The sequence below is a fragment of the Sphingomonas sp. genome (assembly GCF_029239295.1).
Classification (GTDB): domain Bacteria; phylum Pseudomonadota; class Alphaproteobacteria; order Sphingomonadales; family Sphingomonadaceae; genus Sphingomonas.
The window spans coordinates 119014-143912 of record NZ_JAQZBC010000003.1; the positions used below are offsets into that span (position 1 = coordinate 119014).

At 67.4% G+C, this 24899-nt stretch carries 19 protein-coding genes; 13 read left to right on the forward strand and 6 right to left on the reverse strand.

Annotation, left to right across the window (positions count from 1 at the left end; all coding sequences use genetic code 11):
* Positions 1-45 precede the first annotated feature (45 nt).
* The 11 genes from K0S66_RS04450 (at position 46) to K0S66_RS04500 (ending at position 14203) form a co-directional block, all read left to right on the forward strand.
* Positions 46-555 (forward strand): MmcB family DNA repair protein, encoded by a 510-nt coding sequence (locus K0S66_RS04450; protein ID WP_301073937.1) that lies wholly within the window; start codon positions 46-48, stop codon positions 553-555.
* A 90-nt stretch (positions 556-645) separates the two neighbouring features.
* On the forward strand, positions 646-2136 hold the full coding sequence (locus K0S66_RS04455) for a carboxyl transferase domain-containing protein (protein WP_301073938.1): 1491 nt from the start codon (positions 646-648) through the stop codon (positions 2134-2136).
* Between the two features lie 15 nt (positions 2137-2151).
* Positions 2152-2943 carry an enoyl-CoA hydratase-related protein gene (locus K0S66_RS04460; RefSeq protein WP_046409474.1) on the forward strand — a complete coding sequence of 264 codons (792 nt, stop codon included), beginning with the start codon at positions 2152-2154 and terminating at the stop codon, positions 2941-2943.
* A 123-nt stretch (positions 2944-3066) separates the two neighbouring features.
* Positions 3067-3402 (forward strand): lysozyme inhibitor LprI family protein, encoded by a 336-nt coding sequence (locus K0S66_RS04465; RefSeq protein ID WP_301073939.1) that lies wholly within the window; start codon positions 3067-3069, stop codon positions 3400-3402.
* Positions 3403-3416: 14 nt separating this feature from the next.
* Positions 3417-4424: a biotin synthase BioB gene (gene bioB / locus K0S66_RS04470; RefSeq protein ID WP_301074036.1), complete on the forward strand. Its 1008-nt coding sequence runs from the start codon at positions 3417-3419 to the stop codon at positions 4422-4424.
* Positions 4425-4443: 19 nt separating this feature from the next.
* On the forward strand, positions 4444-6405 hold the full coding sequence (locus K0S66_RS04475; protein WP_301073940.1) for an acetyl-CoA carboxylase biotin carboxylase subunit: 1962 nt from the start codon (positions 4444-4446) through the stop codon (positions 6403-6405).
* A gap of 104 nt (positions 6406-6509) precedes the next feature.
* Positions 6510-7982: an efflux transporter outer membrane subunit gene (locus K0S66_RS04480; protein ID WP_301074037.1), complete on the forward strand. Its 1473-nt coding sequence runs from the start codon at positions 6510-6512 to the stop codon at positions 7980-7982.
* Positions 7982-9367, forward strand: a complete 1386-nt coding sequence (locus K0S66_RS04485) for an efflux RND transporter periplasmic adaptor subunit (RefSeq protein ID WP_301073941.1) — start codon at positions 7982-7984, stop codon at positions 9365-9367. The genes K0S66_RS04480 and K0S66_RS04485 overlap by 1 nt, the downstream gene beginning before the upstream one ends.
* Positions 9368-9438: 71 nt before the next feature.
* Complete coding sequence (locus tag K0S66_RS04490) at positions 9439-10152, forward strand: ABC transporter ATP-binding protein (RefSeq protein ID WP_301073942.1); 714 nt, start codon at positions 9439-9441, stop codon at positions 10150-10152.
* 36 nt (positions 10153-10188) lie between these two features.
* On the forward strand, positions 10189-11397 hold the full coding sequence (locus K0S66_RS04495; RefSeq protein WP_301073943.1) for an ABC transporter permease: 1209 nt from the start codon (positions 10189-10191) through the stop codon (positions 11395-11397).
* 58 nt (positions 11398-11455) lie between these two features.
* Complete coding sequence (locus K0S66_RS04500; RefSeq protein WP_301073944.1) at positions 11456-14203, forward strand: [protein-PII] uridylyltransferase; 2748 nt, start codon at positions 11456-11458, stop codon at positions 14201-14203.
* 145 nt (positions 14204-14348) lie between these two features.
* Here the strand turns inward: K0S66_RS04500 and K0S66_RS04505 are convergent, their stop codons facing one another.
* The 3 genes from K0S66_RS04505 to K0S66_RS04515 all read right to left on the reverse strand — a co-directional run bounded on the left by K0S66_RS04505 (position 14349) and on the right by K0S66_RS04515 (position 19639).
* Complete coding sequence (locus tag K0S66_RS04505) at positions 14349-17105, reverse strand: TonB-dependent receptor (protein WP_301073945.1); 2757 nt, start codon at positions 17103-17105, stop codon at positions 14349-14351.
* 240 nt (positions 17106-17345) lie between these two features.
* A complete protein-coding gene (infC, locus tag K0S66_RS04510) occupies positions 17346-17864 on the reverse strand; it encodes a translation initiation factor IF-3 (protein ID WP_301073946.1) in 519 nt (172 codons plus the stop codon).
* Positions 17865-18004: 140 nt separating this feature from the next.
* Entirely contained in the window at positions 18005-19639 is a 1635-nt protein-coding gene (locus tag K0S66_RS04515) for an alkaline phosphatase D family protein (protein WP_301073947.1), read from the reverse strand.
* Positions 19640-19724: 85 nt separating this feature from the next.
* Here K0S66_RS04515 and K0S66_RS04520 point away from each other — a divergent pair, with 85 nt between their 5' ends.
* Entirely contained in the window at positions 19725-21134 is a 1410-nt protein-coding gene (locus K0S66_RS04520) for a hypothetical protein (protein WP_301073948.1), read from the forward strand.
* The gene (locus K0S66_RS04525; protein WP_301073949.1) at positions 21131-22162 is read left to right on the forward strand and encodes a hypothetical protein; all 1032 of its coding nucleotides are present in this window, start codon (positions 21131-21133) and stop codon (positions 22160-22162) included. Before K0S66_RS04520 ends, K0S66_RS04525 begins: the two co-directional genes overlap by 4 nt.
* Here the strand turns inward: K0S66_RS04525 and K0S66_RS04530 are convergent.
* The 3 genes from K0S66_RS04530 to K0S66_RS04540 are packed head-to-tail and all read right to left on the reverse strand — an operon-like array spanning position 22159 to position 24796.
* A complete protein-coding gene (locus K0S66_RS04530; protein WP_301073951.1) occupies positions 22159-23337 on the reverse strand; it encodes a glycosyltransferase in 1179 nt (392 codons plus the stop codon). The two genes, K0S66_RS04525 and K0S66_RS04530, sit on opposite strands and share 4 nt — an antisense overlap.
* Before the next feature lie 2 nt (positions 23338-23339).
* Positions 23340-23861, reverse strand: coding sequence for a DUF2141 domain-containing protein (locus K0S66_RS04535; protein ID WP_301073952.1), 522 nt, complete (start codon positions 23859-23861; stop codon positions 23340-23342).
* Complete coding sequence (locus K0S66_RS04540; protein WP_301073953.1) at positions 23849-24796, reverse strand: hypothetical protein; 948 nt, start codon at positions 24794-24796, stop codon at positions 23849-23851. The genes K0S66_RS04535 and K0S66_RS04540 overlap by 13 nt, the downstream gene beginning before the upstream one ends.
* Positions 24797-24899 lie beyond the last annotated feature (103 nt).

Consider the following 24899-nt stretch of genomic DNA (forward strand, 5'->3'; position numbering starts at 1 on the left):
TTTTTGATGCCGATTACGGGCTGAGCCCTTCTCATTGTTCCTGCAATGTTCTATGAAGCGGGCGTGCTGACCACGCCCGCTTCTTGCGTTGACGATCCCGATTCGCCGCTGTGCGCCGCCGACGTGGCGCGCGGAGTGACGCGATTGCTGTTGCGCCACGAACTGGTCGCGATGCCCGAGGTGCCGCTGGACGGCGGCCGGCGGGTCGACCTGATGGCGCTCGACGTGCGCGGGCAGATCACGATCATCGAGATCAAGGTGTCGCGCGCCGACCTGCTGGGCGACAACAAGTGGCAGGATTACCTGCCGCATTGCGACCGCTTCTTCTGGGCGGTGCCGGCGGGGTTTGATCATGGACCGATCGCCGGGCCCGCCTTCCTGCCCGAGCGGACCGGGCTGATCGTCGCCGATCGCTATGACGCCGCCGTGGTGCGCGAAGCGAAGACCGAGGCGATGAACACCCATAGTCGCAAGAAATGCACGTTGGCCTTTGCCCGGCGTGCCGCCCGGCGCCTGATCGCTCAGGTTGATCCGGACGCGATCCAGGGCTGGTAGCCGCGCGCTGACGGCCATTGCGCCCAGCCGCGGTGCCCCCTGTCCGATTCGTCATTTGCCTCCTTCGCTGCGACGGCGCAGGACGAACCCATGAGCGAGGGGGCGGACGATCAGCGCGCCGGCGATGCACGGCACGGAGGGCTTTCGCCCGACGCGCTGCGTGATCGTTTCGCCGTTGCCGCGTGCCAGCATGACAAGGGGCGGCTTGCTGCCTGCGAGCGGCTCGACATCCTGTTCGACGAAGGAACGCTGACCGCGCTAACGACCGGCGACGGGCTGATCACGGCATGGGGCCAGATCGGTGGCCGCGCGATATTCGCCTTCGCGCAGGATGTGACCGACGGGCAGGGGATCGTCACCGCGCAGCATGGCGCGCGTATCGTTGAGCTGCTGGAACGGGCGGCCGCCGCGCAAACACCGGCGGTGGGCCTGTATGATTCGGCGGGGCTCGCGGTTGAACAGGGATTGGCGGCGCTGGCGGGGCAGGGGGCGGTGCTCCGCGCGCTGGCCGCCCGCAGCGGCGCCGCGCCGCATATCGCACTGGTATTCGGGGACGCGATCGGCCCGGCCGCCTTCGCGCCCGCCATGGCGGATGTCACCTTCATGCTGGCGCGCGCCGCGAAGGTCTGTGTCGCCGGGCCGGCGGTGCTTCGCGCGGCGACCGGGGAACTGGCGACGGCCGAGGCACTGGGCGGGGCATCGCTTCATGCCACCACCACCGGGCTGGTCGACCGTGTCTTTGCCGATGAGATCGAGATGGTGTTCGCCGCGCGCAGCGTGGTGGGATGGCTGGCGGCGGAGCGGTCGGCAGCCGATGGCGAGCCGCCACTGGCGTTGCACCTCGACACGCTGGTGCCGACCGACGCCGCTGAACCCTATGACATGCGCGAACTGGTGCTGGCGATCGCCGATCGGGGTGACTGGTTCGAGCTTCAGCCCGATCATGCCGGTGCGATGCTGTGCGGGCTGGCGCGGATCGATGGCCGCAGCGTCGGTATCGTCGCGAACCAGCCACTGGTCGCCGGCGGGGTGATCGACCGCCTGGGGATCGCCAAGGCCAATCACCTGGTGACGCTGTGCGCCGCGCAGGGCCTGCCCATCGTCACGCTGGTGGATTCGCCCGGGTTGATGCCCGGCGTCAACGAGGAGGCGGGCGGGATTGTGGCGGCGGCGGCGGGCTTGATCGCGGCTTATGCGCGCGCCGACGTGCCGGTGATCAGCGTGGCGACGCGGCGCGCGATCGGCCCGGCCTGGCTGCTGATGGCGCCGCGGGCAGGGGAAGGCTCGGTGGCGCGTGGTGCCTGCTTCGCCTGGCCGAGCGCGGAGATCGGCGCGATCGGCGCTGCGGCTGGCGCACGCCTCCTGTTCGGGGGAGGCGAGGACGCGGGGACGCGCGAGAAAGTGCGTGACTATGCCGCGCGCATCGCTGATCCGGAGCATGCCGTAGCGGCAGGCGTCATCGACGCGGTGATCCGGCCCGCCGCAACGCGGGCGACAATCGCGCTGGCGCTCGGCCGAATTGATGCGCAAGGTTCCGGCAGATCACTGCCACACCCAGCTCCACAGGGAGCGGGACAATGAAGGAGAGAGACCGAAATGGCTGATTACGAAACGATCCTGACCGAGAAGAAGGGCGATGTCCTGGTCATCACGCTCAACCGTCCCGAGCGTCTGAATGCGGCGTCGATCCAGCTGGCGGAGGATCTGACGGTCGCGCTGTACGATCTTCAGGGCGCGCGCGCCGTGCTGCTGACCGGCGGGGGCCGGGCGTTCTGTTCGGGCGCGGACCTGCAGGCACGCGGTGGCGGCGAGACCCGCATCAAGGGCGGCGACACCAGCCACCGGGCGCTGATGAACTTCTACAACCCGCTGATGAGCCAGATCCTGAACCTGTCGGTGCCGGTCGTCACCGCGGTGAACGGCCCGGCGGCGGGCGTCGGCTGCTCCATGGGCTTGGCGGGCGATTTCGTGTTCGCCGGCAAGAGCGCCTATTTCCTCCAGGCGTTCGTCAACATCGGGCTGGTGCCCGACGGCGGATCGACCTGGCTGCTGGCCAAGACGATCGGCAAGGCGCGCGCGACGCAGATGATGATGCTGGGCGAGCGGATCAGCGCCGAGCAGGCCGAGCAATGGGGCCTGATCTACAAGGCGGTCGACGATGCCGTGCTGATGGACGAGGCGCTGGCGCTGGCGACGCGCCTGGCCGCCGGCCCGACGGTCGCGCTGTCGGCGATGCGCCGCAACATCATGACCGCGCTGGACGGCACGTTCGACCAGGTGCTGCGCGCCGAGGCCGAGGGCCAGCGGCTGGCGGGCGGATCGGAAGATTCGCGCGAGGGCGGCATGAGCTTCCTCGAAAAGCGCAAGCCCGTGTTCAAGGGGCGGTGAACCGTTGGCGGCCATCGTGCCGCCAGTGAACATCCATGGCGTTCCGGTGCGTTGAGCATCGGAACCGCTATGGAGACGATGATGATCAGGATGCTCACCCTTGCGACCGCGGCAACGCTGTCGATGGCGGCGCCGGCCGGCGCGCAGACCCAGGCGAGCATGAATGCGCAGGCCGGGCAGGATCTGCGCCGCGCCGATGCGGCGCTCAACGCGCAATGGAAGCGCACCTATGCCCAGATGAAGCAGCGTGACGCGCGCGACCGCTCCGGCGGTTTCAACTATGCGGCCGCGACGCTTGCCAGCCAGCGCGCGTGGCTGCAATTCCGCGACAAGCAATGCGTGATCGAAGGCGCCGAGTTCGCGGGCGGATCGCTGCAGGCGATGACGCGTGCGCAATGCCTGACCCGGCTCACCCAAGAGCGGACGGCGCAATTGAGGAAGATGATGTGGACACGTTGAACCGGACGCACGCGATGCCCAACGACGGGACCCGCAACGACTGGATCCGCGAGGAAATCGCCGCGCTGTTCGACCTGCCGTTCGATGACCTGATGTGGCAGGCGCAGGGGGTGCACCGCGCGCACCACGCCGCCGGGCAGGTGCAATTGTGCACGCTGTTGTCGATCAAGACCGGCGGCTGCCCGGAGGATTGCGGCTATTGCTCGCAATCGGTGCATGCCGACAGCGGGGTGAAGGCGACCAAGCTGATGGACGTGCGCGCGGTGCTGCAGCGCGCGGCCGAGGCGCGTGACGCGGGCAGCCAGCGGTTCTGCATGGGTGCGGCGTGGCGCAATCCGAAGGACCGCGACATGGACGCGATCATCGCGATGATCGAGGGCGTGCGCGCGATGGGGATGGAAACGTGCATGACGTTGGGCATGCTGACCCCGGCGCAGGCGCAGCGGCTGAGCCAGGCCGGGCTCGACTATTACAACCACAATATCGACACCGCGCCCGAACGCTATGGCGAGGTGATCACCACGCGCAGCTTCGACGAGCGGCTCGACACGCTGGAGCATGTTCGCAACGCCGGGATCAACGTGTGCTGCGGCGGGATCGTCGGCATGGGCGAGACGCGCGCCGATCGCGTCGGCTTCGTCCATGCGCTCGCGACGCTGCCGCGCCATCCGGAAAGCGTGCCGGTCAACGCGCTGGTGCCGGTAAAGGGTACCGTGCTGGGCGACATGCTGGCCGATACGCCGCTGGCGAAGATCGACGACATTGAGTTCGTCCGCACGGTGGCGGTGGCGCGCATCACCATGCCGCGCTCCATGGTGCGCCTGTCCGCCGGGCGCGAATCGATGAGCGAGGCGACCCAGGCCTTGTGCTTCATGGCGGGCGCCAATTCGATCTTCACCGGCGACAAGCTGCTGACGGCGGGCAACCGCGGCGACAGCGCGGACGCGTCGCTGTTCGCCAAGCTGGGGTTGCAGCCGATGGTGGCGGAAGAGCCGATGCGGGTGTGCGAAGCGGCCGCCTGATCGGGCGGGGGCGGCGCGAGTGTTCGGGAAGATCCTGATCGCCAACCGGGGCGAGATCGCGTGCCGCGTGATCCGCACCGCGCGGCGGATGAACATCGCCACGGTGGCGGTCTATTCTGACGCGGACGCGCGTGCGCCGCATGTCACGATGGCCGATGAGGCGATCAGGATCGGCCCCGCGCCGGCCAGCGACAGCTATTTGCGCGGTGACCTGATCCTGGAGGCGGCAAAGCGGACCGGGACGGAGGCGATTCACCCGGGCTACGGCTTTCTTTCCGAACGCGCCGATTTCGCCGAGGCCTGCGCCGCCGCCGGAATCGCCTTCATCGGCCCACCCGCGGCGGCGATCGCGGCGATGGGCGACAAGATCCAATCGAAGAAGATCGCAGAAGCCGCCGGGGTGAATGTGGTCCCCGGCCATCCGGGCCCGGTCTCCGACACGGCCGAGGCGCTGCGGGTGGCGGCGGCGATAGGCTACCCGGTGATGATCAAGGCGTCGGCCGGCGGCGGGGGCAAGGGGATGCGGCTGGCGCATGACGAGGCGGGCGTGCGCGACGGCTTCGACGCGACCCGGCGCGAGGCGGCGGCCGCCTTTGGCGACGACCGAGTACTGATCGAGAAATTCATCGAGCGGCCCCGCCATATCGAGATCCAGCTGCTCGGCGATCAGCATGGCAATCTGGTGTATCTGGGGGAGCGTGAATGTTCGATCCAGCGCCGCCACCAGAAAGTGGTGGAGGAGGCGCCATCCCCCTTCGTCACGCCAGCGATGCGCCGTGCGATGGGGGAGCAGGCGATCGCGCTGGCGCGGGCCGTTGGCTATCATAGTGCCGGCACCGTTGAGCTGATCGTATCGGGCGGCGATCCGAGCGGCGCCGGTTTCTACTTCCTGGAAATGAACACGCGGCTTCAGGTCGAGCATCCGGTGACCGAGGCGATCACCGGCGTCGACCTGGTCGAGCAGATGATCCGCGTCGCGGCCGGCGAGCGGCTGGCGCTGACGCAGGATCAGGTGGCGCTGAACGGCTGGGCGATCGAGACGCGCATCTATGCCGAGGATCCGTATCGCGGTTTCCTGCCCAGCACCGGGCGGCTGATCCGCTACGCGCCGCCAGCGGCCGGCGCCGATCCACACGGCGCCCGTATCCGCATCGACGATGGCGTGGCCGAGGGAAGCGCGATCACGCGATTCTATGATCCGATGATCGCCAAGCTGATCAGCTGGGCACCGGACCGGGCGGGCGCGATCGATGCGCAGGCGCGGGCACTGGAGCAGTTCGAGATCGAAGGGCCGGCGACCAACATCGATCTCGCCGCCGCGCTGATGCGTCATCCACGCTTTCGTGCGGGAGATCTGGAAACCGGCTTCATCGCGCAGGAATATCCCGGCGGGTTCGACGGTGCGCCGATCGATCCGGTGCGGCGGCGCGCGCTGATCGCGCTGGCGGTGCGGCTCGCCGCCGCGGATCTAAACGGTGCCGGCGTGCGCGATTGGTCGGTACGGATCGGGAGCGAGGATGTGGCCGCTGCGATCACCGGCAACGCCGTGACGGTCGAGGGGGGGACGCTGTCGATCGATCCTGTCGCGGTGCCCGGCTCCGCGATCGTGCGGGCCATGGTCAATGGCGATCCGCTGACCGCGCATGTCACGCGGACGCCATTGGGCATGGTGTTGCGCAGCGGCGGCGCGCGGCTGGACCTGCGCGTGCTGCCGGCGCGCATCGCGACCTATGCCGATCATCTCACGAACGGTGACAAGGACGCAGGCCCACCGGGCATCGTGGCGCCGATGGCGGGGGTGGTGGCGCAGGTCATGGTGCGTCGCGGACAGCACGTACAGGCAGGCGAGCCGATTGCTGTTATCGAAGCCATGAAGATGGAGAATGTCGTGCGCGCGGATCGCGCCGGCATCGTGGCGACAGTGATGGTGACGACAGGCCAGAACATCTCGGCCGATCAGGTGATGATCGATTTCGCCTGATCTGCGTTGTGGAGCGTTCCGGGGCGTGGGATTTCAACCGTGCGACAATTCGCGACACTAAAGTGCTGGACCGTTTTCGCGGGCACGGTCATGCCGTGATGATGATGCGATATGGGTCATCGTTCCTGCTGGCCGCGATCACGCTGGGCGGCTGCACTGTCGGGCCGGATTATCGCCCGCGCGCCGCCGCTGAATTGGGCGTGCCGGATGCCTATTCGGTCACCGCGCCGCCGACGCGACAGGATCTGACGCGCTGGTGGCGCAGCTTCGACGATCCGGTGCTGGGCGATCTGGTGGAGCAGGCGGCGGACGCCAATCTGGACATCGTCCAGGCGACCGCGCGGCTGCGCCAGGCACGGGAGGCGCTGGTGCAAAGCCGTGCCAGCCTGCTGCCGTCGATCAACGGATCGGGCGGCTATAGCCGGTCGGAGACGCTGCGCGGTGGCCAGACGCTGATCACCCTTCCTGACGGCACGACGCAGAGCATCGGCGGTGGCGGCGGTTCCAACTTCTCGCTGGGGCTGGATGCGCAATATCAGCTGGGCCTATTCGGCGAGATCCGCCGCACGGTGGAGGCGAGCCGCGCACAATATGAGGCGACGGGCTTCGACCAGGCGACGGTGCTGTTGTCGGTGCAGGCGGAGGTCGCGCGCAATTATGTGCTGGCGCGGCTGTACCAGCTGCAGCTCGCCAATGCGCGCAACAGCCTGGCGCTGCAGGACGACAATCTCGAGATCGCCGGGTTTCGCGTGCAGGCCGGCCTGGTGTCGAGCCTCGACCAGGAACAGGCGCGCGTGCAGCGCGCGCAGACCGCGGCGTCGGTGCCGCTGATCGAACAGCAATATAATGCGGCCGTCTCCCGCCTCGGCGTGCTGACGGCGCAGGCGCCGGGCGCGCTGAAGCCGATGCTGGCCGCGACCAAGCCGATCCCGCGCGGTCCCGACACCGCAGGCGTCGGAATCCCGGCCGATGTGCTGCGCCAGCGCCCCGACGTGCGCGCTGCCGAACGCAACCTTGCCGCGGCGACGGCGCAGATCGGGGTGGCCAAGGCGCAACTGTATCCGGCGCTGGCGATCAGCGGCAACATCAGCACGCGGGCAGGCAATCTTGGCGGGCTGCTCGACACGATCACCGGCGGCCTGTTCGCCGGACTGACGCAGGCGATCTTCAACGGCGGGCGGCTGACCAGCCAGGTACGCAGCGCACAGGCGGCGACCGACGCCGCGCTGGCGGCGTACAAGCAGGCGGTGCTGACCGCGCTGGAAGATGTCGAGAACGCCGTGGTGGCGCTGCGCACCGCCGAGGCGCGCGAGCGCGAGTTTGCCGTGGCGCTGGAAGCGGCGAACAACTCCGCCATCCTGAGCCGCAGCCAGTATCGCACCGGCCTCACCGATTTCACCACGCTCAGCCAGCAGGAGGCGGCGTTGCTGTCGGCGCGCAACAGCGAGGCGCAGGCCCGCGCCGATCATGCCAATGCACTGGTGCAGCTGTATTCCGCGCTGGGTGGCGGCTGGGACGCCAATATCATTCCGCAGGCTCCGGAAGCCCGGGGCATTAGCCAGGACGAGAACCGCTGATGGCGACCGAGCAACTCGACGATTTCCTCGGGACCAAGGCGCAGCCGGCCTGGCGGCGCTGGGCCAAATGGGCGGCGATCGCGGTTGGCGTGATCCTGCTGATCCTGCTGGCGTTCCGCCTGTTCGGCACGGCGGAGACGCCGGGCTATGCAACCGCGCCGGTGCGGCGCGGCGACCTGACCGTCACGGTGTCGGCGACGGGCAAGCTCGCGCCGACGAACCAGGTGACGGTCGGTTCGCAATTGTCGGGTCTGGTCACCCGCGTCGTCGTCGACGTGAACGATCGCGTGAAGGCTGGCCAGGCGCTGGCGCTGATCGATCCGGAGCAGATCGACGACCAGATCCGCGCCGGGCAGGCGCAGCTCGCGGCGCAGGTCGCTGGCGTCAATCAGGCGCGCGCCACGGTGGCGGAGGCGCAGGCGCAGCTGGCGCGATTGCAGGAAGTGTACAGGCTGTCGAACGGGCGCGTCCCGTCCAAGACCGAGCTTCAGACCGGGCAGGCCAATGCACAGCGCGCGGTGGCGGCCTTGCGGGTTGCCGAAGCGAACGTCGCCGCGGCACGCGCAACGCTGGCGCAGAGCCAGACGCAGCGGCAGCGCGCGATCATCGTGTCGCCGGTGAACGGCGTCGTGCTCGCCCGGCAGGTCGATCCCGGCCAGACCGTCGCGGCATCGTTCAACACGCCGACGCTGTTTGTGATCGCGGAGGATCTCAGCAAGATGAAGCTGGAGGTCGCGATCGACGAAGCGGACGTCGGATCGGTGAAGGAGGGGCAGCCCGCGACCTTTACCGTCGACGCCTTCCCCGGGCGCACCTTTCCCGCGGCGATCACCCGCGTTGACCTGGGGTCGAACCTGACCGCGAGCACGGCCAGCGCCTCGAGCAGCAGCACGACCGGCGCGACCAGCACGGCGGGGCAGGTGGTGTCCTATGCCGCCGACCTGTCGGTCGCGAATCCGACGATGGAGCTTCGCCCCGGCATGACGGCGACGGCGGACATCATCACCAGCGACAAGAAGAACGTGCTGCTGGTCCCCAATGCGGCGTTCCGGTTCAAGCCGACGCAGGCGGCGGCCGGTGGCGAACAGGGCGGCATTGCCGGATCGCTGACCTTCCGCCCGCGCCGTGGCAGCCGGCCGGAACGAGAGGCGACGCTGGGCCGCGGCGCGCAGCAGACGGTGTATGTGAAGGGTGCCGACGGGCAGCCGCAGGCGGTTCAGGTGACCACCGGTGACACCAACGGCAATGTGACCGAGGTGCTGTCTGGCGGGCTGAAGCCGGGGATGGAAGTGATCACCGGTCAGCTTTCGGGTGACGAAGGTGCAGCCGCGGCAAAGGGCGGTGGCCAGCGGCGGCAGCGCCCGGGAGGCGCCGGTGGCGCCTGACGCCCCGGTTCTCGCCGTGGCCCTAGCTCCAGGCCGACACGCGCCCTCGCCGATGCGGGCAGGAGCGGCGCGTGGCTGAACCGATCATCTCGCTGCGCAACGTGACCAAGGTGTACGGCACGGGGCCGACCGCCTTTCAGGCGCTGAAGGGCGTCGACCTCGACATTGCGGCGGGTGATTTCGTCGCGGTGATGGGGCCGTCCGGATCGGGCAAGTCGACGACGATGAACATCCTCGGCTGCCTCGACGTGCCGAGTGGCGGCACGTTCCTGTTTCGCGGCCACCATGTGGAAACGCTGAACCGCGACCAGCGCGCCTTGCTGCGGCGCCGCTATCTCGGCTTCGTGTTCCAGGGGTTCAACCTCTTGAGCCGGACCAGCGCGCTGGAGAACGTCGAACTGCCGCTGATCTACCGCGGCGATGATCGCAAGAAGCGGCGCGAGGAAGGGATGGCGGCGCTCGACAAGGTCGGGCTGGCCGATTGGTGGGACCATACGCCTGCCGAACTATCCGGCGGGCAGCAGCAGCGAGTCGCGATCGCGCGCGCGATCGTCACCCGGCCTGAAGTGCTGCTGGCGGACGAACCGACCGGCAACCTCGATTCGGAGCGATCGATCGAGATCATGCAGCTGCTCACCAGCCTGAACCAGGAAAGCGGGATCACCGTGCTGATGGTGACCCACGAGCCGGACATGGCGGCGTTCGCGCACACGGTGGTCCATTTCAAGGACGGACTGGTGGAGCGGATCGAGGCGAACCATCATCAGGGCGAGCAGGTGGCATGATGACGGCGCTTCACACCGCGGATCGGGGATAGGCGCATGTTCGGCACCACCTTTGTCCTCGCGATCCGTTCGATCCGGCGCCACTTGCTGCGCTCGTTCCTGACGACGCTGGGCATCGTCATCGGCGTCGCCGCCGTCGTCGCGATGGTCACGCTGGGCAAGGCGACGACCAGCGCGGTGCAGGAGCAGATTTCGGCGCTGGGCACCAACGTGCTGCAGATCCGCCCCGGCCAGGGCTTCGGCCGTGGCGGCGGCGGCCCGCGACCGCCCGATTTCGATCCCGAAGACGTGACTGCGATCGAGCGGCAGGTGGCCGGCGTCACCGCCGTCGCCCCACAGGTGTCGACCACCGCGACCGCGATCTATGAGGGCGCGAACTGGTCCACCACGGTGCAGGGCACAACCAACGCGATCTTCACCGTTCAGCCCTGGCCACTCGCCATGGGCCGGACGTGGACGCCGGCCGAGGAGCAGGCGGGAAAATCGGTCTGCATCATCGGCAATACCGTGCGGCAGAACCTGTTCCGCGGCGGCGACCCGGTCGGGCGGCGGATGCGGATCGGCGCGATCAGCTGTGACGTGATCGGGGTGCTGAGCGCGCGCGGGCAGGCAGGCTTCGGCGGTGACCAGGACGATACGGTGGTCATGCCGATCAAGGCGGTGCAGCGCCGCTTCACCGGCGATCGCAAGATCCGGCTGATGATGGTTGGCGTCAATCAGGCCTATTCGACCCAGGCCGTGCAGGCGGCGATCACTGATCTGCTGCGTGAGCGGCGGCATATCAGCGGTACCAAGCAGGACGATTTCAACATCTTCGACACCAAGCAGATCAGCGACACGCTGACCGGCACGACGACGCTGCTGACCCGCATCGTCGCGGCCGTGGCGGCGATCAGCCTGGTGGTGGGCGGGATCGGCATCATGAACATCATGCTGGTGTCGGTGACTGAGCGGACACGCGAGATCGGCATTCGCCTGGCGATCGGCGCCGTCGCCAATGAGGTACTGATGCAATTTCTGGTCGAGGCGGTGGTGCTGTCGATGCTGGGCGGGTTGATCGGGCTGGCGCTGGCACAGCTGGTGATCCTGATCGCGACGCCGCTGATGCAGGTACCCTGGACGTTCGACCCGCAAATCAACATCATCGCCTTCGGCATCTCGGCAGTGATCGGCGTCGTCTTCGGCTATTTCCCGGCACGCCGCGCCGCCTCGCTCAATCCGATCGATGCGCTGCGCCACGAATAGCGCCGCCTGACCGATCGGGCGGTGGCCGTCGGTGCGCGGCTGGCCTACATCGGTGGGCATGAACACGCGCTTCGACAATGTGCCCAACCGTCGTGCGATCGTGGATCGCCGCGCGCTGGCGGAAGAGATCGCCGCGATCGCCACCAACGATCCCGCGCTGCTGCGTCGCGACGCGATCGGCAAGTTGAAGGACGCGCTGGACGCCGGGCGGGCGGAGATTGCGCGGCGCCTCGCCGACCGGCCATCGCGCGGGCTGGAGGCGGCAAACGCGCAGGCGTTCCTGGTCGATCAACTGCTGAGGCTGCTGTACGATCTGGCCACGCAGCGGCTGTACCCGCTGAGCAACCCCACGGCGTCCGAACGACTGACGTTGATGGCGGTCGGTGGCTATGGCCGCGGCGAGATGGCGCCGTTTTCGGACGTCGACATTGCCTTCCTGACGCCATGGAAGCAGCCGCCCTGGGCCGAGCAGGTGATCGAGACGCTGCTGTATTCGCTGTGGGACATGGGGCTGAAGGTGGGCCATTCGTCGCGCTCCCTGGACGAGATGGTGCGCCAGGCGAAGAGCGACGTGACGATCCGCACCGCGCTGCTCGAGGGGCGCTACGTCTGCGGCGACACGCCGCTGTACGAAGAGGCGATCGCACGCTTCAAGGCGGAGGTGACTCGCGGCACCGAGCGGCAGTTCATCGCCGACAAGCTGGCCGAACGCCAGGCCCGCCATGTGAAGATGGGCGACACGCGCTACGTCGTCGAACCCAATGTGAAAGAGGGGAAGGGCGGCCTGCGCGATCTCCACGCGCTCTTCTGGATCGGCAAATACGTCTATGACGTCGACCGCGCGGCACAACTGGTCGATGTCGGGCTGTTCACGCCGGCCGAATACAAGCTGTTCCACCGTGCCGACAATTTCCTGTGGGCCGTGCGCTGCCACCTGCATCTGGCGGCGGGACGGGCGGAGGACCGGCTGACCTTCGACATGCAGCGCGAGATTGCCGAGCGGATGCGCTACGCCGACCGGCCGGGGAAGGCCGCGGTCGAGCGGTTCATGCAATATTACTTCCTGCAGGCGAAAACCGTCGGCGCGCTGACGGGCACGTTCCTGACGCATATCGACGAGCAATTCGCCGCGCGCGGCCGGCGCTTCGGGTTGCCGCAGCTTCGCCGGCGTCCACGCAAGCTCAACGGCTTCGTGCTGGAACGCGGCCGGCTGGCGCTGCCGAGCGACGATTTCTTCGTTGAGGATCCGGTGCGGCTGATCGAGATCTTCCATCTCGCTGACGTGCACGAACTGGAGATCCATCCGCAGGCGCTGCGCGCCGCCACGCGCGATGCCAAGCTGGTCGACGATGTGCGCACCGACCCGCGTGCCAATGCGCTGTTCCTCGACGTGCTGACATCGCCGCGCGACCCGGAACTCGTGCTGCGATGGATGAACGAGACGGGCGTGTTCGGCCGCTTCGTGCCCGATTTCGGCCGCGTCGTCGCGCAGATGCAGTTCGACATGTACCACCATTATACGGTGGACGAGCACACCATCCGGGCGATCGGGCTGCTGGCGCGGATCGAGCGTGGTGATCTGGCGGTGGAGCATCCGCTGGCCACCGCGATCATGCCGCAGATCGTGTCGCGCCGCGTGCTGTATGTCGCGGTGCTGCTGCACGATATCGCCAAGGGGCGGGGGGGCGACCATTCGATCCTGGGTGCCGCGGTGGCGCAGAAACTGTGCCCGCGCTTCGGCCTGACCCGCGCGGAGACCGAAACGGTATCCTGGCTGGTCCGCTATCACCTGCTGATGTCGGCAACGGCGTTCAAGCGCGACCTGTCGGATTTCAAGACGATCCTGGATTTCACCGCCACGATCCAGTCGCCCGAGCGGCTGCGCCTGCTGCTGGTGCTGACCATCGTCGATATCCGCGCCGTCGGCCCCGGCACCTGGAACGGGTGGAAACGGCAGTTGCTCGGCGACCTGTTCGAGGCCGCGGAGGAAGTGCTTCGGCTGGGCCACAAGCAGCGCGGGCGCGAGGAGCGGATCGCCGCCAAGCAGGAGGCGCTGGCGCAGGCGACGGGGTGGAGCGAGGCGCAGATGGCCGCCTATGTCCGCCGCTTTCCCGAGGCGTATTGGATCGCCGAGCCCGACGACATTCTGGAGCATAACGCGCGCTTCGTCGCGGCGGCGGGGGAGGCGAGGCTGGCGATCGATGCGCAGGTCTATGCCCAGCGCGGCGCGACGCTGGTCACCGTCTATGCCGCCGACCATCCCGGCATCTTCTATCGCATCGCCGGGGCGATCCATGTCGCGGGCGGCAACATCATCGATGCGCGGATCCACACCACGCGCGACGGCATGGCGCTGGATAATTTCCTGGTTCAGGATCCGGTCGGCCGCCCGTTCGACGATGAAGGGCAATTGGCGCGGCTGAAGACCGCGATCGAGGATGCGCTGGCCAATCGCGGCAAGCTGGTCGAGCGGCTGAAGGCAAAGCCGCTGCCGCGGATGCGCGCCGATGCCTTCCGGATCGAGCCCAATGTGCTGGTGGACAATCGCGCCTCGAACCGATTCACCGTCGTCGAGATCAATGCACGCGACCGGCCAGCGCTGCTGAACCAGCTGGCGCATGCGCTGTTCCAGTCGAAGGTGACGATCCATTCGGCGCATGTCGCGACCTATGGCGAGCGCGCGGTCGATACCTTCTACCTGACCGATCTTACGGGCGACAAGATTGCCGGCGGACCGCGGTTGAAGACGCTGGAGCGCCGATTGCTCGATGCCGCTGCCGGAAAGACGCTGGAAGAAGCCGCCTGATCAGGAACGGCTGACTGCGGTTGCGGCTGATCGCGGGCGGCGCCGCGCGGCGTTGCGAACAGGGCAAAAAGAAACCCCCGGGCGTCGGCCCGGGGGTGAAAAGTCGTAGCGGTGGTCGGGCGCCGCCGTGCGGCGCCCGATCCGATCAGAAGCGCTTGCGCAGCGTCAGACCATAGGTCCGCGGCTCGCCCAGGAACGACGAGAAGATCTGGTTCCCGACGCCGCCGAAGCGCTGCACCTGTGCCAGGCTGCCTGCACCCTGGAACGGCGCGTTGAACGCGACCTGCTGGTAGTTTTCGTTGAGCAGGTTCTGCGCGAAGGCTTCGATCGCCCAGTTGGAGTCGAGCCCGCGCAGGCCGATACGCGCGTTCATCACGAAGAAGCCGTCCTGCTCCTTCTCGATGAACAGGTCGGAGCCGGTGTTGTAGTCGCTCGACAGACGACCATCGACATAGAACAGCGCGCTGAGGCCCGAGTCGCCGATTTCCGGCGTCCAGCTGACCGACGAGGTCACCACGTTGCGCGGTGCGTTCGACATCTGGCGACCGGCGAGCAGGAACAGCGCCGGATCGAGCGGCTCACCGATGGCCGAGCCGACCAGGTTACGGCGGAACTTGGTGTCGGCCAGCGTGTAGCCGAGGTTCACCGCGAAGTTGCGCGCCGGGTAGATGCCGAGTTCGAGCTCGACACCCTGGCTGCGCACACCCGGACCAACGTCACCCGAGCAGGCGCCGGTGGTGGCCGAATTGTCCTGATCCGCACCGTTCAGGCTGACCGAGCACGAGCCGATGTTCTGAACGACGAAGTTGGTGCCGTTGAACGTGTTCAGCTGGAAGTTGTCGAAGTCCGAACGGAACACCGTCAGGTTGGCGGTGAACTGACGCGTGGCGTACTTGATGCCCGCTTCGTAGCTGTTCACCAGTTCCGGATCGAAGCGGAGGCGCGCGGCGCCTGCGTTGGTCACCGGGGTGAAGGCGTTGGGTGCCAGTTCCGAACGGTCGAGGTTGTAGCCGCCCGCCTTGTAGCCGCGCGAGTAGCTTGCATAGACCATCAGGTCGCGCGTCGGCTTCCACGAGATCACGCCGGTGCCGGTGAACTCGCTTTCGCTGAAGCTGTTCTGCAGATCCAGCGCGTTGAGGGCGACCGACGAGTTGCCGGTGCAGCCCAGCGTGATGATGCCGCCGGCAAGCGCCGCGGTGGCGGCATTGCCGAGCAGCGGGCCGAGGCCCTGCTGAAGCTGCGGGCAGACATTGTTGGTGTTGTCGAAGTTGGCGCGGAAGTCCTTCGACTCATGCGTCCAGCGCAGACCAGCGGTGATCGACAGTGTGTCGGTCAGCTTGAAGATGTTATGCGTGAAGAACGCATAATTCTCGCTGTCCTGATAGTAGCGCGCGTTGCGATCGCCCAGGTTGTTGAGCGTCGACAGCGTGCGCAGGCCGTTGATGAGCGCGGGTCCGGCGGTCGGACCGAAGGCGCCGCTCAGCGTTGCCGAACCGGCCGGGCTGAGACAGCCCGGTGCCGCCGGATTGCGCAGCGCCGCAACCGGACTGACCGTCGCGACGATGCGGCAGGCGGCGAAGGCGCCATATTGCGAACCGAACTGGAGGTTGTCGCCAATCACCAGGTCCTCGTTCGAGTAGAAGCCACCGACGAGCCAGTCGAGGCGATCGTCGAACAGCGAACCCTGCAGGCGGACTTCCTGCGTGAAGGTGTGGAACTGACGGAAGGCGCGGCCGTCGTCGGCGCGGAAGCCGAGGTCGACATTGCCATAGTCGATGTCGGCCGCGTTGCCGGCCTTGTACTCACGATAGGCGGTGATCGACGTCAGCGACGCATTGCCGAAGTTATAGTCGATCTGCATCGACCCGCCGTAGTCCTTCGTCTCGTTCGAATAGGCGCGGCCCGGCGAGAAGGCGATGCGACGGTTGTACGGATCGCCCGCGCTCGGGAACACGCCGCCGAGGCTCTGCAGCACGTCGACGATGCGGTTGCCGGCCGGGTTGATCGTGACCTCGCCCGGTTGGCCCGGAACGGCCTGCTTCTCGCGCAGGTCGACGTAGACCGCGCCGCAGCACTTTTCGTCACGCCACGTATAGTCGCCGATCAGGCGGACCGACAGGTCGGTGGTCGGTTCGAACAGCAGCTGGCCGCGAACGAACCAGCGGTTGCGGTTGTTGTAATCGGTGTCGTTGACGACATCGCGATAGAAGCCGTCACGCTTGTTCCACACACCATCGAGGCGGAACGACAGCACGTCCTCCACCACCGGGCCGGTGATCGCGCCGGCGATGCGGACGTTGTCGTAATTGCCGTACGTACCCTCGACATAGCCGCCGAAGGTCTGCGACGGTGCCTTGGTATAGACGTTGATCGCACCCGCCGAGGCGTTGCGGCCGGACAGCGTGCCCTGCGGACCGCGCAGCACTTCGATCCGGTCGACTTCGCCGATGTCGTTCAGGCCCGAGCCGGTGCGGCTGCGGTACACGCCGTCGATGAACACCGCGACCGAGCTTTCGAGGCCGGGGTTGTCACCCACGGTGCCGATACCGCGGATACGGGCCGAGGCGTTCGCTTCGCTGCCGGTGGAGGAGATCAGCAGCGACGGTGCAAGCTGCACCACGCCGCGGATGTCGGTCGCGCCCGAATTCTGCAGCGCTGCCTGGCTGACCGCGGACACCGCGATCGGCACGTCGGCGAGACGCTCTGCACGGCGCGTCGCCGTTACGACGATGTCACCGGCGCCACCCTGGCCCTGGTTGAGATCGGTGTCGGCGGCGGGGGCGTCCTGCGGCTGCTGGACCGAACCAGCGGCGAGCGGATCAGTGCTGGGCTGTTCCTGCGCGAGCGCCGGCAGGGCAACGAAGATCGCGGCAGTAGATAGAAGCGAAGCGACGCGGCGCATGAACTCTCCTGGATCTTGTTTTTGAACATTGAGTTTGGAGCGCGCCGTGTAATCTGAGCCGCGTTCACACCTAAGCGGTTTTCACGCAAACACTTGTTTTCGAACGAAGCTGTCGCGGAAATGCAACCATAGGTCCGGAACGGTACTGTCGCAAATGACAGTTGACGCTACGGCAACACGCAAAAAAGCCGCGCCTTGGTGGAGGCGCGGCTCTTTCCAGCCAGCAATGGCGAAAAAATTCTACTTCGGCGCGAGGACCATCAGCATCTGACGGCCTTCCATACGCGGATAAGCCTCGACCTTGGCGACCTCGGCGACCTCCTCCGCGACGCGCTGCAGCACGTTCATGCCGAGCTGGCCGTGGCTCAGTTCGCGGCCGCGGAACCGCATGGTGACCTTCACCTTGTCGCCTTCACCGATGAACTCGGCCACCTTCTTCATCTTGGTGGCATAGTCGTGGTCATCGATGTTCGGACGCATCTTGATCTCCTTGATCTCCTGCGTCTTCTGGCTCTTGCGGGCGAGATTCGCCTTTTTCTGGGCCTCGTACTTGTACTTGCCGACGTCCAGGTACTTGGCGACCGGCGGATCGGCGTTGGGCGACACCTCCACCAGGTCAAGCCCGACCTCCTTCGCCTGCGCGATTGCCTCGCGAGTGTACATCACGCCGAGATTCTCGCCCTCGTGATCGATCACGCGAACCTTCTGGCTTTGGATCCACTCGTTGAATCGCGGGCCGTTCATCGGCGGCGCCTGCATTGGCCGGCGCGTTTGGGGCGGACGTATGGTCAATTCTCCTGTTGCTTCAATCTCCCTTATATAAGGCCAGACGCAGCCAATCAAAAGACATCAATCACCGGATTGACACAGCATCGCCCAATGGATGGGTCAGGGGGGCGTCAGGCGCTCATCCGCCGGCGGTTGCGCTGCACGGTTGCGGTGTGTCCAATCGCCGCGCGCGGGCTGCGGGTGCGCACCGTATCGACGAAGAGCCAATCGTTGCTGACGCGATCGGGCGTCACCGTCAGCGTCATGTAGCCGCGGCGGCTGGTGTCGCACCATTTCAGCTCCGGACTGGCGGCGACCAGCGCGCGGGCGACGGTTTGCGGATCCACCGTCAGCGCATTTTCGAAACCGCCGGATGTGACTGACTGGCCCGCGAACTCGACCCCCGCCGCCGCGCCGCGCCCGCCGTCCAGCGCCAGATCGAACGCCCAGGCATTGTGGCTGTCGCCGCACAGGACGACCAGATTCGCGTCCGCCGCCTGCGCGGAGGCAAGGAAACGCTGACGCGCGGCGGGATAGCCGCCCCAATTGTCGAGATCCGACGGCAGCCCCGCCTTCCCCGCCGCGACCGCCGCCTGGATGTAGGGCGCGGCGCCCGGCCTGGCCTGAGCGATCCAGCCGGCAGTTTCGTTGGGCACGCGCATCGTCCCCATGATCGTGCCGAACCCGACGAGCTGCCACGCCGCGCCGCGCTTCACCGATTGCGCCATCGCATGGTGCAGCCACGCCTCCTGCTGGGTGCCCAGCATGGTGCGGGCGGGATCATGCCAGGCGCCGTCGCGATATTGCATCAGCGCGCGGACGGGATCGCCGGCGCGCAGCATCGCGCCAAGCTCCGGCGAGGCGGACCGGCCGGCCAGCCGCGTGTCGGTGCGCATCAGCGTGGCGAGCGTGCCGATGTCATACGCCTTCCACGGCTCATCGGAGACCGGCATCCATTCGCGCCACGCCTGCACCGCCGCAGCCCGGCGGGCGTGCCATTCGCCCTCCGTCGCCGGATCGTGATTCTGCGCGCCGCCTTCCCAGCTGTTGTTGGCGCTTTCGTGATCGTCCCACGATACGATCATCGGCAAGCGGGCGTGGAGCGCCTGCAAATCGGGATCGGCGCGATAGCTGGCATAGCGCAGGCGATAATCCGCCAGGTGAATGCTCTCGCCGCGCGGCTGGGGCAGGCGATCGGCGACGACCTCGGCCAGCGCGGGATAGGTGCCATTGGCATATTCGTAGAAATAGTCGCCGAGATGGAGCGCCAGATCGATGTCGTCACGCGCGGCGGCATGGGCATAGGCATTGAAGAAGCCGAAGCCGATGTTGGAGCAGGAGAAGATCGCGGTGCGGAACCGCTGCGCGCGATCGTCGGGGAGCGTGCGGGTGCGGCCGACCGGCGAATAGCTGCCGTCGGGGGCGATGAAGCGATAGTGATAGCTGCGGCCGGGCTTGAGGCCGAGCACCGTGATCTTCGCGGTCCAATCGCGCCACGGCCCGGTCACTGCTTCCGCGCCCGCAGCGATCCGCGTGAACTGCGGACTTTCGCTCAGCTCGACGCGCAGCCGCGCATGGTCCCCCCTGGCGGGGACATAGCGGGTCCACAGCAGCATCTCGTCAGTGCCGGGCTCACCGCTTGCGACCGAATGGGTGAAGCCGCGCGCCGCCAGGATCGTGTCCGCCGCGGCAAGCCCGCTGAAGCCGAGCGCGCCTGCGCCGAACATTCCCGTCGCCAGCAGATTCCGGCGGCTCAGCTCGATCATTCCTTCGCTCCCGACACAGGGGTTGGTCAGCGGCCAATGGCTGATGAAGGTGACAGATCGGTGTCGGCTGTCATAGTCCGCGGTGATGGAATGGCGCGACGCTGATCGGCATCGCCTGGCGATATTCGCCGCGACAGCGGTTGCGGCGCGCGCGGGGACGTTCGGCAACCCCAACGTCCATGTCGACGAGCAATTCTATCTCTACGTCGCGCGGCGGATGATCGACGGCGCGCTGCCGTTCGTCGACGTGTGGGATCGCAAGCCGATCGGCCTGTTCGCGCTGTACCTTCCTGCCGCGGCGCTGCCTTATGGCTGGTCCATCTGGGCCTATCAGATCCTCGCGCTGATCGCGGTGATCGCAACCGCATGGCTGGCGGCGCGGATCGCGGCGCAGGTCGGCTGGGTGCGCGGCGCGACGGCGGCGGGCATTGGCTATATCCTGTTGCTGAACTGGTTCGGTGGGCAGGGCGGACAGGCGCCGATATTCTGCAATCTGCCGATGGCGTTCGCGATGCTGCTGATCCTGCGCGGCGGTGCGCGGCGGGAGGTCGCCGCGATGGCGGCGATCGGGATCGCGCTTCAGATCAAATATTCGGTGGTGTTCGAGGGGGTGTTCGCCGGCCTGTACATCCTGTGGCGCCACTGGCGCGCGGGGGAGCGCGGCGCGCTGATATGGCGCGGCGTGCTGCTCGTCGGCGTGGCGCTGCTGCCGACGGCGGCGGTATGGCTGTGGTACGCGGCCCATGGCCATGCGCAGGCGTTCCTGTTCGCCAATGTCGTGTCGATCCTGCAGCGCGGCGGCGATCCGGCGGACGAACGGCTGGCGATGCTGGCGACGCTGCTTGGCTGGATGGTGCTGCCGGTCGCGCTGGCGGTTGCAGGACTGCGTGGCGGCGATTCGCCGGGCGGCGATCGCCAGGGCCGACGGTTCCTCGCCGGGTGGCTCGCGGCGGCGCTGGCGGGGATCGCGATCCTGGGCGGATGGCTGCTTCACTATGCGCTGCCCGTCATGCTGCCGGTGTCGGTGGCGCTCGCCGGGCTGTTCTGCATCCGTCCGCGGCTGACGATCGGCTTCCTCATCGTCGCCGCATTGGTCGGGCAGGGCGTGTTGTGGAGCAATCGCCATGGGCGCGGCACCCCGGCGGCGTTCGACACGCTGGTCGCGCGGATCGCCGCCGCGCCGGCCGGCTGCCTGTATGTCTATTCCGGCCCACCGGGGCTGCAGGATGCGAGCGGGCGCTGCGCCCTGTCGCGCTACGTCTTCCCCGGCCATCTCTATCGTGTGCATGAGGCGCGGGCGATCGGCGCCGACCAGATGCGGGAAGTCGAGAGGATCTTCGCGCAGGCACCGGCGGTGGTGATCCTGCGGCCGTCCTCACGCGGCGAACGGCGCGACATTCGCACGCTGGTGGAATCCCGCCTGCGCAGCGCCTATCGCCCGCTGCAGCCGGCACGATTGGGAAGCGAGACGCTGCAGATATGGGTTCACCGATGACGGGAGGCGCGGCGCGTTTCGGCTGGCACGCCGACAGCTACGATACCTCGCTTGCCTCGATCCGCTATCGCTTGCTGATGCCGCTGGCGGCGCTGCGCGGCGAGGGCGTCCCGATCGAACAGTTCGATTCCGCGCGCGATCCAGCCAGCTATGATGCGGTGATCTTCTCCAAATCGCATTCCGCCGGGGCGGTCGCGGCGGCGCAGGCACTGCGGGCGGCGGGGCGCGCGGTCGTGCTGGACTTGTGCGACAATCTAATCGCCGCGCACGCCGCGCGGCATGTCAGCGACGCGCGGCTGGCGCGCTTCCGCGCGATGCTGGACGCGGCGACTCACCTGACCTTTTCCACTGCCATGCTGGCAGAGCAGATCGGCGCCGCCGTGCCCTCCGCGACGATCAACCGCCGCGTCATTCCCGATGCGCTGGACATGCCCGACAGTCTGCCGCCGCCCACAACGCCCGGCGGCTTGCGCCAGATGGCTGCGCTGGACCGCTTCCTCGCGAAACACCCGGCGGCGCTTCACGCGATCTGGTTCGGCAAGAGCCTGGGCAGTGTGTCGGGCTATGCCCATCTTCATGCGGTCGCCGACCGGCTGGCGGCACAGCCGTTTCCGATCACGCTGACGGTGGTCAGCAACGCGCCGGTCCGCTGGTGGCTGGGCCGATGGCGGTGGCGCCTGCCGGTGCATTATGTCGGCTGGCGGCAGGAGACGGCGACCGCGGTGCTCCAGCGACACCGTGTCGCCGTGCTACCGGTCGCGTCGAACGACTATACCGTCGGCAAGACGATCAACCGCCCAGCGACGGCGCTGCTCGCCGGGCTTGGCGTCGTGGCAGACGCGATCCCGTCCTACGAGGAGCTGCGCCCGTTCGTCGCGCTGGACGATTGGGACGGCGGTTTGGCGCGTTACCACCATCATTGGCCGGCCGAGCAGCCGCGCCTGGCGGCCGCGCGAGAGCATCTGGCAGTGCGCTACAGCGCGCAGGCCGTTGCCCGCGAGTGGCAGGCCATGCTCGACACGATCTAGGCCGCGCGCGCCTGTTTGGCGGCCAATTGCGCTGCATAATAGGCCATCAGATCGACCGTATGCTCGCGATCGGTGCGCACCGCTGCGGCAGCGACAACGGCGGCGCGGCGCAGCAGGGCGGGGTCACGCGCCTGCATCCGCCCGATCGCCCGCGCGCAGTCGATCGGATCGCGCGCGATGTACAATTCGGCGCAATGCGGATCCGCGACCTCTGCGCAGCCGCCGGTATCCGGCACGATCAGCGGCAGGCCCGACGCCATCGCCTCCGACGCGACCAGCCCGAACGGTTCGGCCTCCGATCCGTGGATCAGCGCATCGCAGCTGGCCATGATCCGCGCCAAGCGATCGCGGTCGTAGACCGGGCGGAACAGGCGGATATGCGGCGACCCGGCGATCCGCTTCTCCATCCGCTCGGTATCGACGCCCTGGCCCAGCAGGATCATACCGACCGGCAGGGTGGCGCCGGCGCGCTCGACGGCGTCGATCACCATCGGCCAGCGCTTTTCGGGATGATGGCGGCCCAGCCCCAGCAACAGCAGGCCATCGGCGGGCAGCCCGCATTGCGCGAGCAGCGCCTCGCGCAGCCGTTCGTCGCGGAAGGTGGGGGAAAAGTGGCTTCGCTCGATCCCCAGCGCCATCGCCGCGTCGATCCGCAGGCCGCGCGCGCGCAGCCGTTTTTCCAGCGCCGGGCCGTTGGTCACCACGCAATCGTAGAGGTCGAGGAAACGCGCCATGTAGCGCGTGTACCAGCCGAACGCCCGCTCGATCCGCTCATGGCTGGCGACGCCTTCGAACCAGCGCTGCGCATAGGCGGCCATATTGTCGTTGTGCATGAAGAAGGACTTGAGCGCGCGTCCCTGCCACTGCCCGACGAACCAGGCGGGGCGCCACGGCGACGAACATTCCACCACGTCGGGATCATAATGGTCGAGCAGCCGGGTGATTGCCTCGCGATCCCAGAACAGGCCGTAATTGCTGTCGAACGGCAGGCGTGGCGAGCGGACATAGTGGATCGCCCCGCCGCCCGGACGCTCCTCGATCCGGTCCTCCGTTCCCGCGGCCAGCACGATCAGCTCGTGCCCCAGATCGTTCATGATGCCGATCTTGCGGTCGATATACGTCCGCACCCCGCCCCCGGTGGGCGAGTAGAATTCGTTGACGTCGACGACGCGCATGATCAGCGATCCACCGGGCCGAAGCTGGGGATGACGCCGCGCAGATATTGCGCGCGGACGGTGACGCGGGCCACGCCGCGCGGCACGTTGACGATGGCCTGCGACAACTTCGGCTTGGAGCGGCCGAGCCGCTCGTTCGAAGGCACGCCGGCGCCATCTGTCCACACGTTGAACTTGTTCTTGCCGTCGCGATCATGCGTCACGAACAAGGCGTAGCGGCCCGGCGCGGGCGCCTTGATGCACATGGTGATCGGGTCGTTTGCCGGCGTCGTGCTCCACACCCGGCGGAAGAATTTGCCCTGGGCGATCAGATCGCGATCGTCCTTGAGGAAATCCTCCTCCGTAGCGGGGTACAGTTCCAGCTTCAGCGATCCGGTGCGATCCTTCAGCCCCTGAATCGTCACCTCGATCGCGGAGCTGTCGCGCTGGACGCAGGAGGCGGCGTCGCTGCCCAGCACCCGCGCCTCCGCTACCATCGGCAGGCAACATGCCGCCAGTGCGGCCGCGAACATCAGGCGCCCCATAGCTTCAATCCTTTCCATCCAGCAGCGGCAGCGAACGCCGCCATCAGCAACACATGCACGCCCAGCGTCAGTGCGGAGACAAAGGCGATCATCTCGCTGAGCGCCTGATCCTGGCCGATCAGCAGGATCGCGAAGCTGGCAAACAGCAGGTCCTTGTTGGGCACCAGCGGCAATCGCGAGACGAGCAGCCGGGCGGCCGAGAGGAACAGCCACATCCACAAGGGCACATCGGGCATCGCGAAGTGCCACGCGAGCGCCACCAACAGCGAGCTGATCGCGATTCGCGCGCAATGCACGGTGAAGATGAACCACAGGTCGCGCCGCGGCAGCGAGAACACCCGCTTGGAGAAGAGCAGCAGGCCCAGGCTGATCCCCAGCGTGATGATCGCGGATCCGACAACGGCGTGAAGCACCGTCGACGGCATCAGCTGATAGCCCACCGGCAGCGCCAGCGCGCACAGCAGGATCGTCGCCGCATTGCCCGCGATGGCGGACAGCAGCGACACGTCCTTCACCGCGCCGAACGGTGCTGCGACCAGGCGGGCCCGCGCCCGCGCCCAGGCATAGAAATACGCTTCGCCCGAATAGCCGAGCACGACGTCGTTCGCGATGCGCTTCTTGTGCAGCGCCACGAAACCCGCCGCGGGAATATTCCACAGCCGACGAAAGATGATGAAATCGCCGGTCGGCGACGTCATGTAGAGCGCGAAAAAGGCGACGTAGAACCAGGGAGAGGTGGGGGTGGCGCGGCTGAGCCCGGCCAACCCCGAATCAAGCAGCTCGCGGCCGAGCATCACCACCATGGCAACGCTCAGCAGACCGCCAAGGATGGTGGGCCAGCGACGACGCAGCGTCTTGGTCGGTTCCAAAGCTGCGATGTCGGGCAGATCACTATCGATCACGCCCGCCGGCACGCTGGTGGCTTTCGCGGTCAAATCGTCGAACTTCCTATGCACGCATTCCGCACAACGCCCAGCGGAATGGTTCGGGCAAATGCCGGGGGAATGTGGTTTCTTTTCGGCGGAAACCTGGGCGGGT

Excerpts from the sequence above, each read along its gene's own strand:
- K0S66_RS04450 (WP_301073937.1), top strand. The coding sequence starts at position 46 with ATGTTCTATGAAGCGGGCGTGCTGACCACGCCCGCTTCTTGCGTTGAC.
- K0S66_RS04455 (WP_301073938.1), top strand. The coding sequence starts at position 646 with ATGAGCGAGGGGGCGGACGATCAGCGCGCCGGCGATGCACGGCACGGA.
- K0S66_RS04460 (WP_046409474.1), top strand. The coding sequence starts at position 2,152 with ATGGCTGATTACGAAACGATCCTGACCGAGAAGAAGGGCGATGTCCTG.
- K0S66_RS04465 (WP_301073939.1), top strand. The coding sequence starts at position 3,067 with ATGGCGGCGCCGGCCGGCGCGCAGACCCAGGCGAGCATGAATGCGCAG.
- bioB (WP_301074036.1), top strand. The coding sequence starts at position 3,417 with ATGCCCAACGACGGGACCCGCAACGACTGGATCCGCGAGGAAATCGCC.
- K0S66_RS04480 (WP_301074037.1), top strand. The coding sequence starts at position 6,510 with ATGCGATATGGGTCATCGTTCCTGCTGGCCGCGATCACGCTGGGCGGC.
- K0S66_RS04485 (WP_301073941.1), top strand. The coding sequence starts at position 7,982 with ATGGCGACCGAGCAACTCGACGATTTCCTCGGGACCAAGGCGCAGCCG.
- K0S66_RS04495 (WP_301073943.1), top strand. The coding sequence starts at position 10,189 with ATGTTCGGCACCACCTTTGTCCTCGCGATCCGTTCGATCCGGCGCCAC.
- K0S66_RS04500 (WP_301073944.1), top strand. The coding sequence starts at position 11,456 with ATGAACACGCGCTTCGACAATGTGCCCAACCGTCGTGCGATCGTGGAT.
- K0S66_RS04505 (WP_301073945.1), bottom strand. The coding sequence starts at position 17,105 with ATGCGCCGCGTCGCTTCGCTTCTATCTACTGCCGCGATCTTCGTTGCC.
- infC (WP_301073946.1), bottom strand. The coding sequence starts at position 17,864 with ATGCAGGCGCCGCCGATGAACGGCCCGCGATTCAACGAGTGGATCCAA.
- K0S66_RS04515 (WP_301073947.1), bottom strand. The coding sequence starts at position 19,639 with ATGATCGAGCTGAGCCGCCGGAATCTGCTGGCGACGGGAATGTTCGGC.
- K0S66_RS04520 (WP_301073948.1), top strand. The coding sequence starts at position 19,725 with ATGGAATGGCGCGACGCTGATCGGCATCGCCTGGCGATATTCGCCGCG.
- K0S66_RS04525 (WP_301073949.1), top strand. The coding sequence starts at position 21,131 with ATGACGGGAGGCGCGGCGCGTTTCGGCTGGCACGCCGACAGCTACGAT.
- K0S66_RS04530 (WP_301073951.1), bottom strand. The coding sequence starts at position 23,337 with ATGCGCGTCGTCGACGTCAACGAATTCTACTCGCCCACCGGGGGCGGG.
- K0S66_RS04535 (WP_301073952.1), bottom strand. The coding sequence starts at position 23,861 with ATGGGGCGCCTGATGTTCGCGGCCGCACTGGCGGCATGTTGCCTGCCG.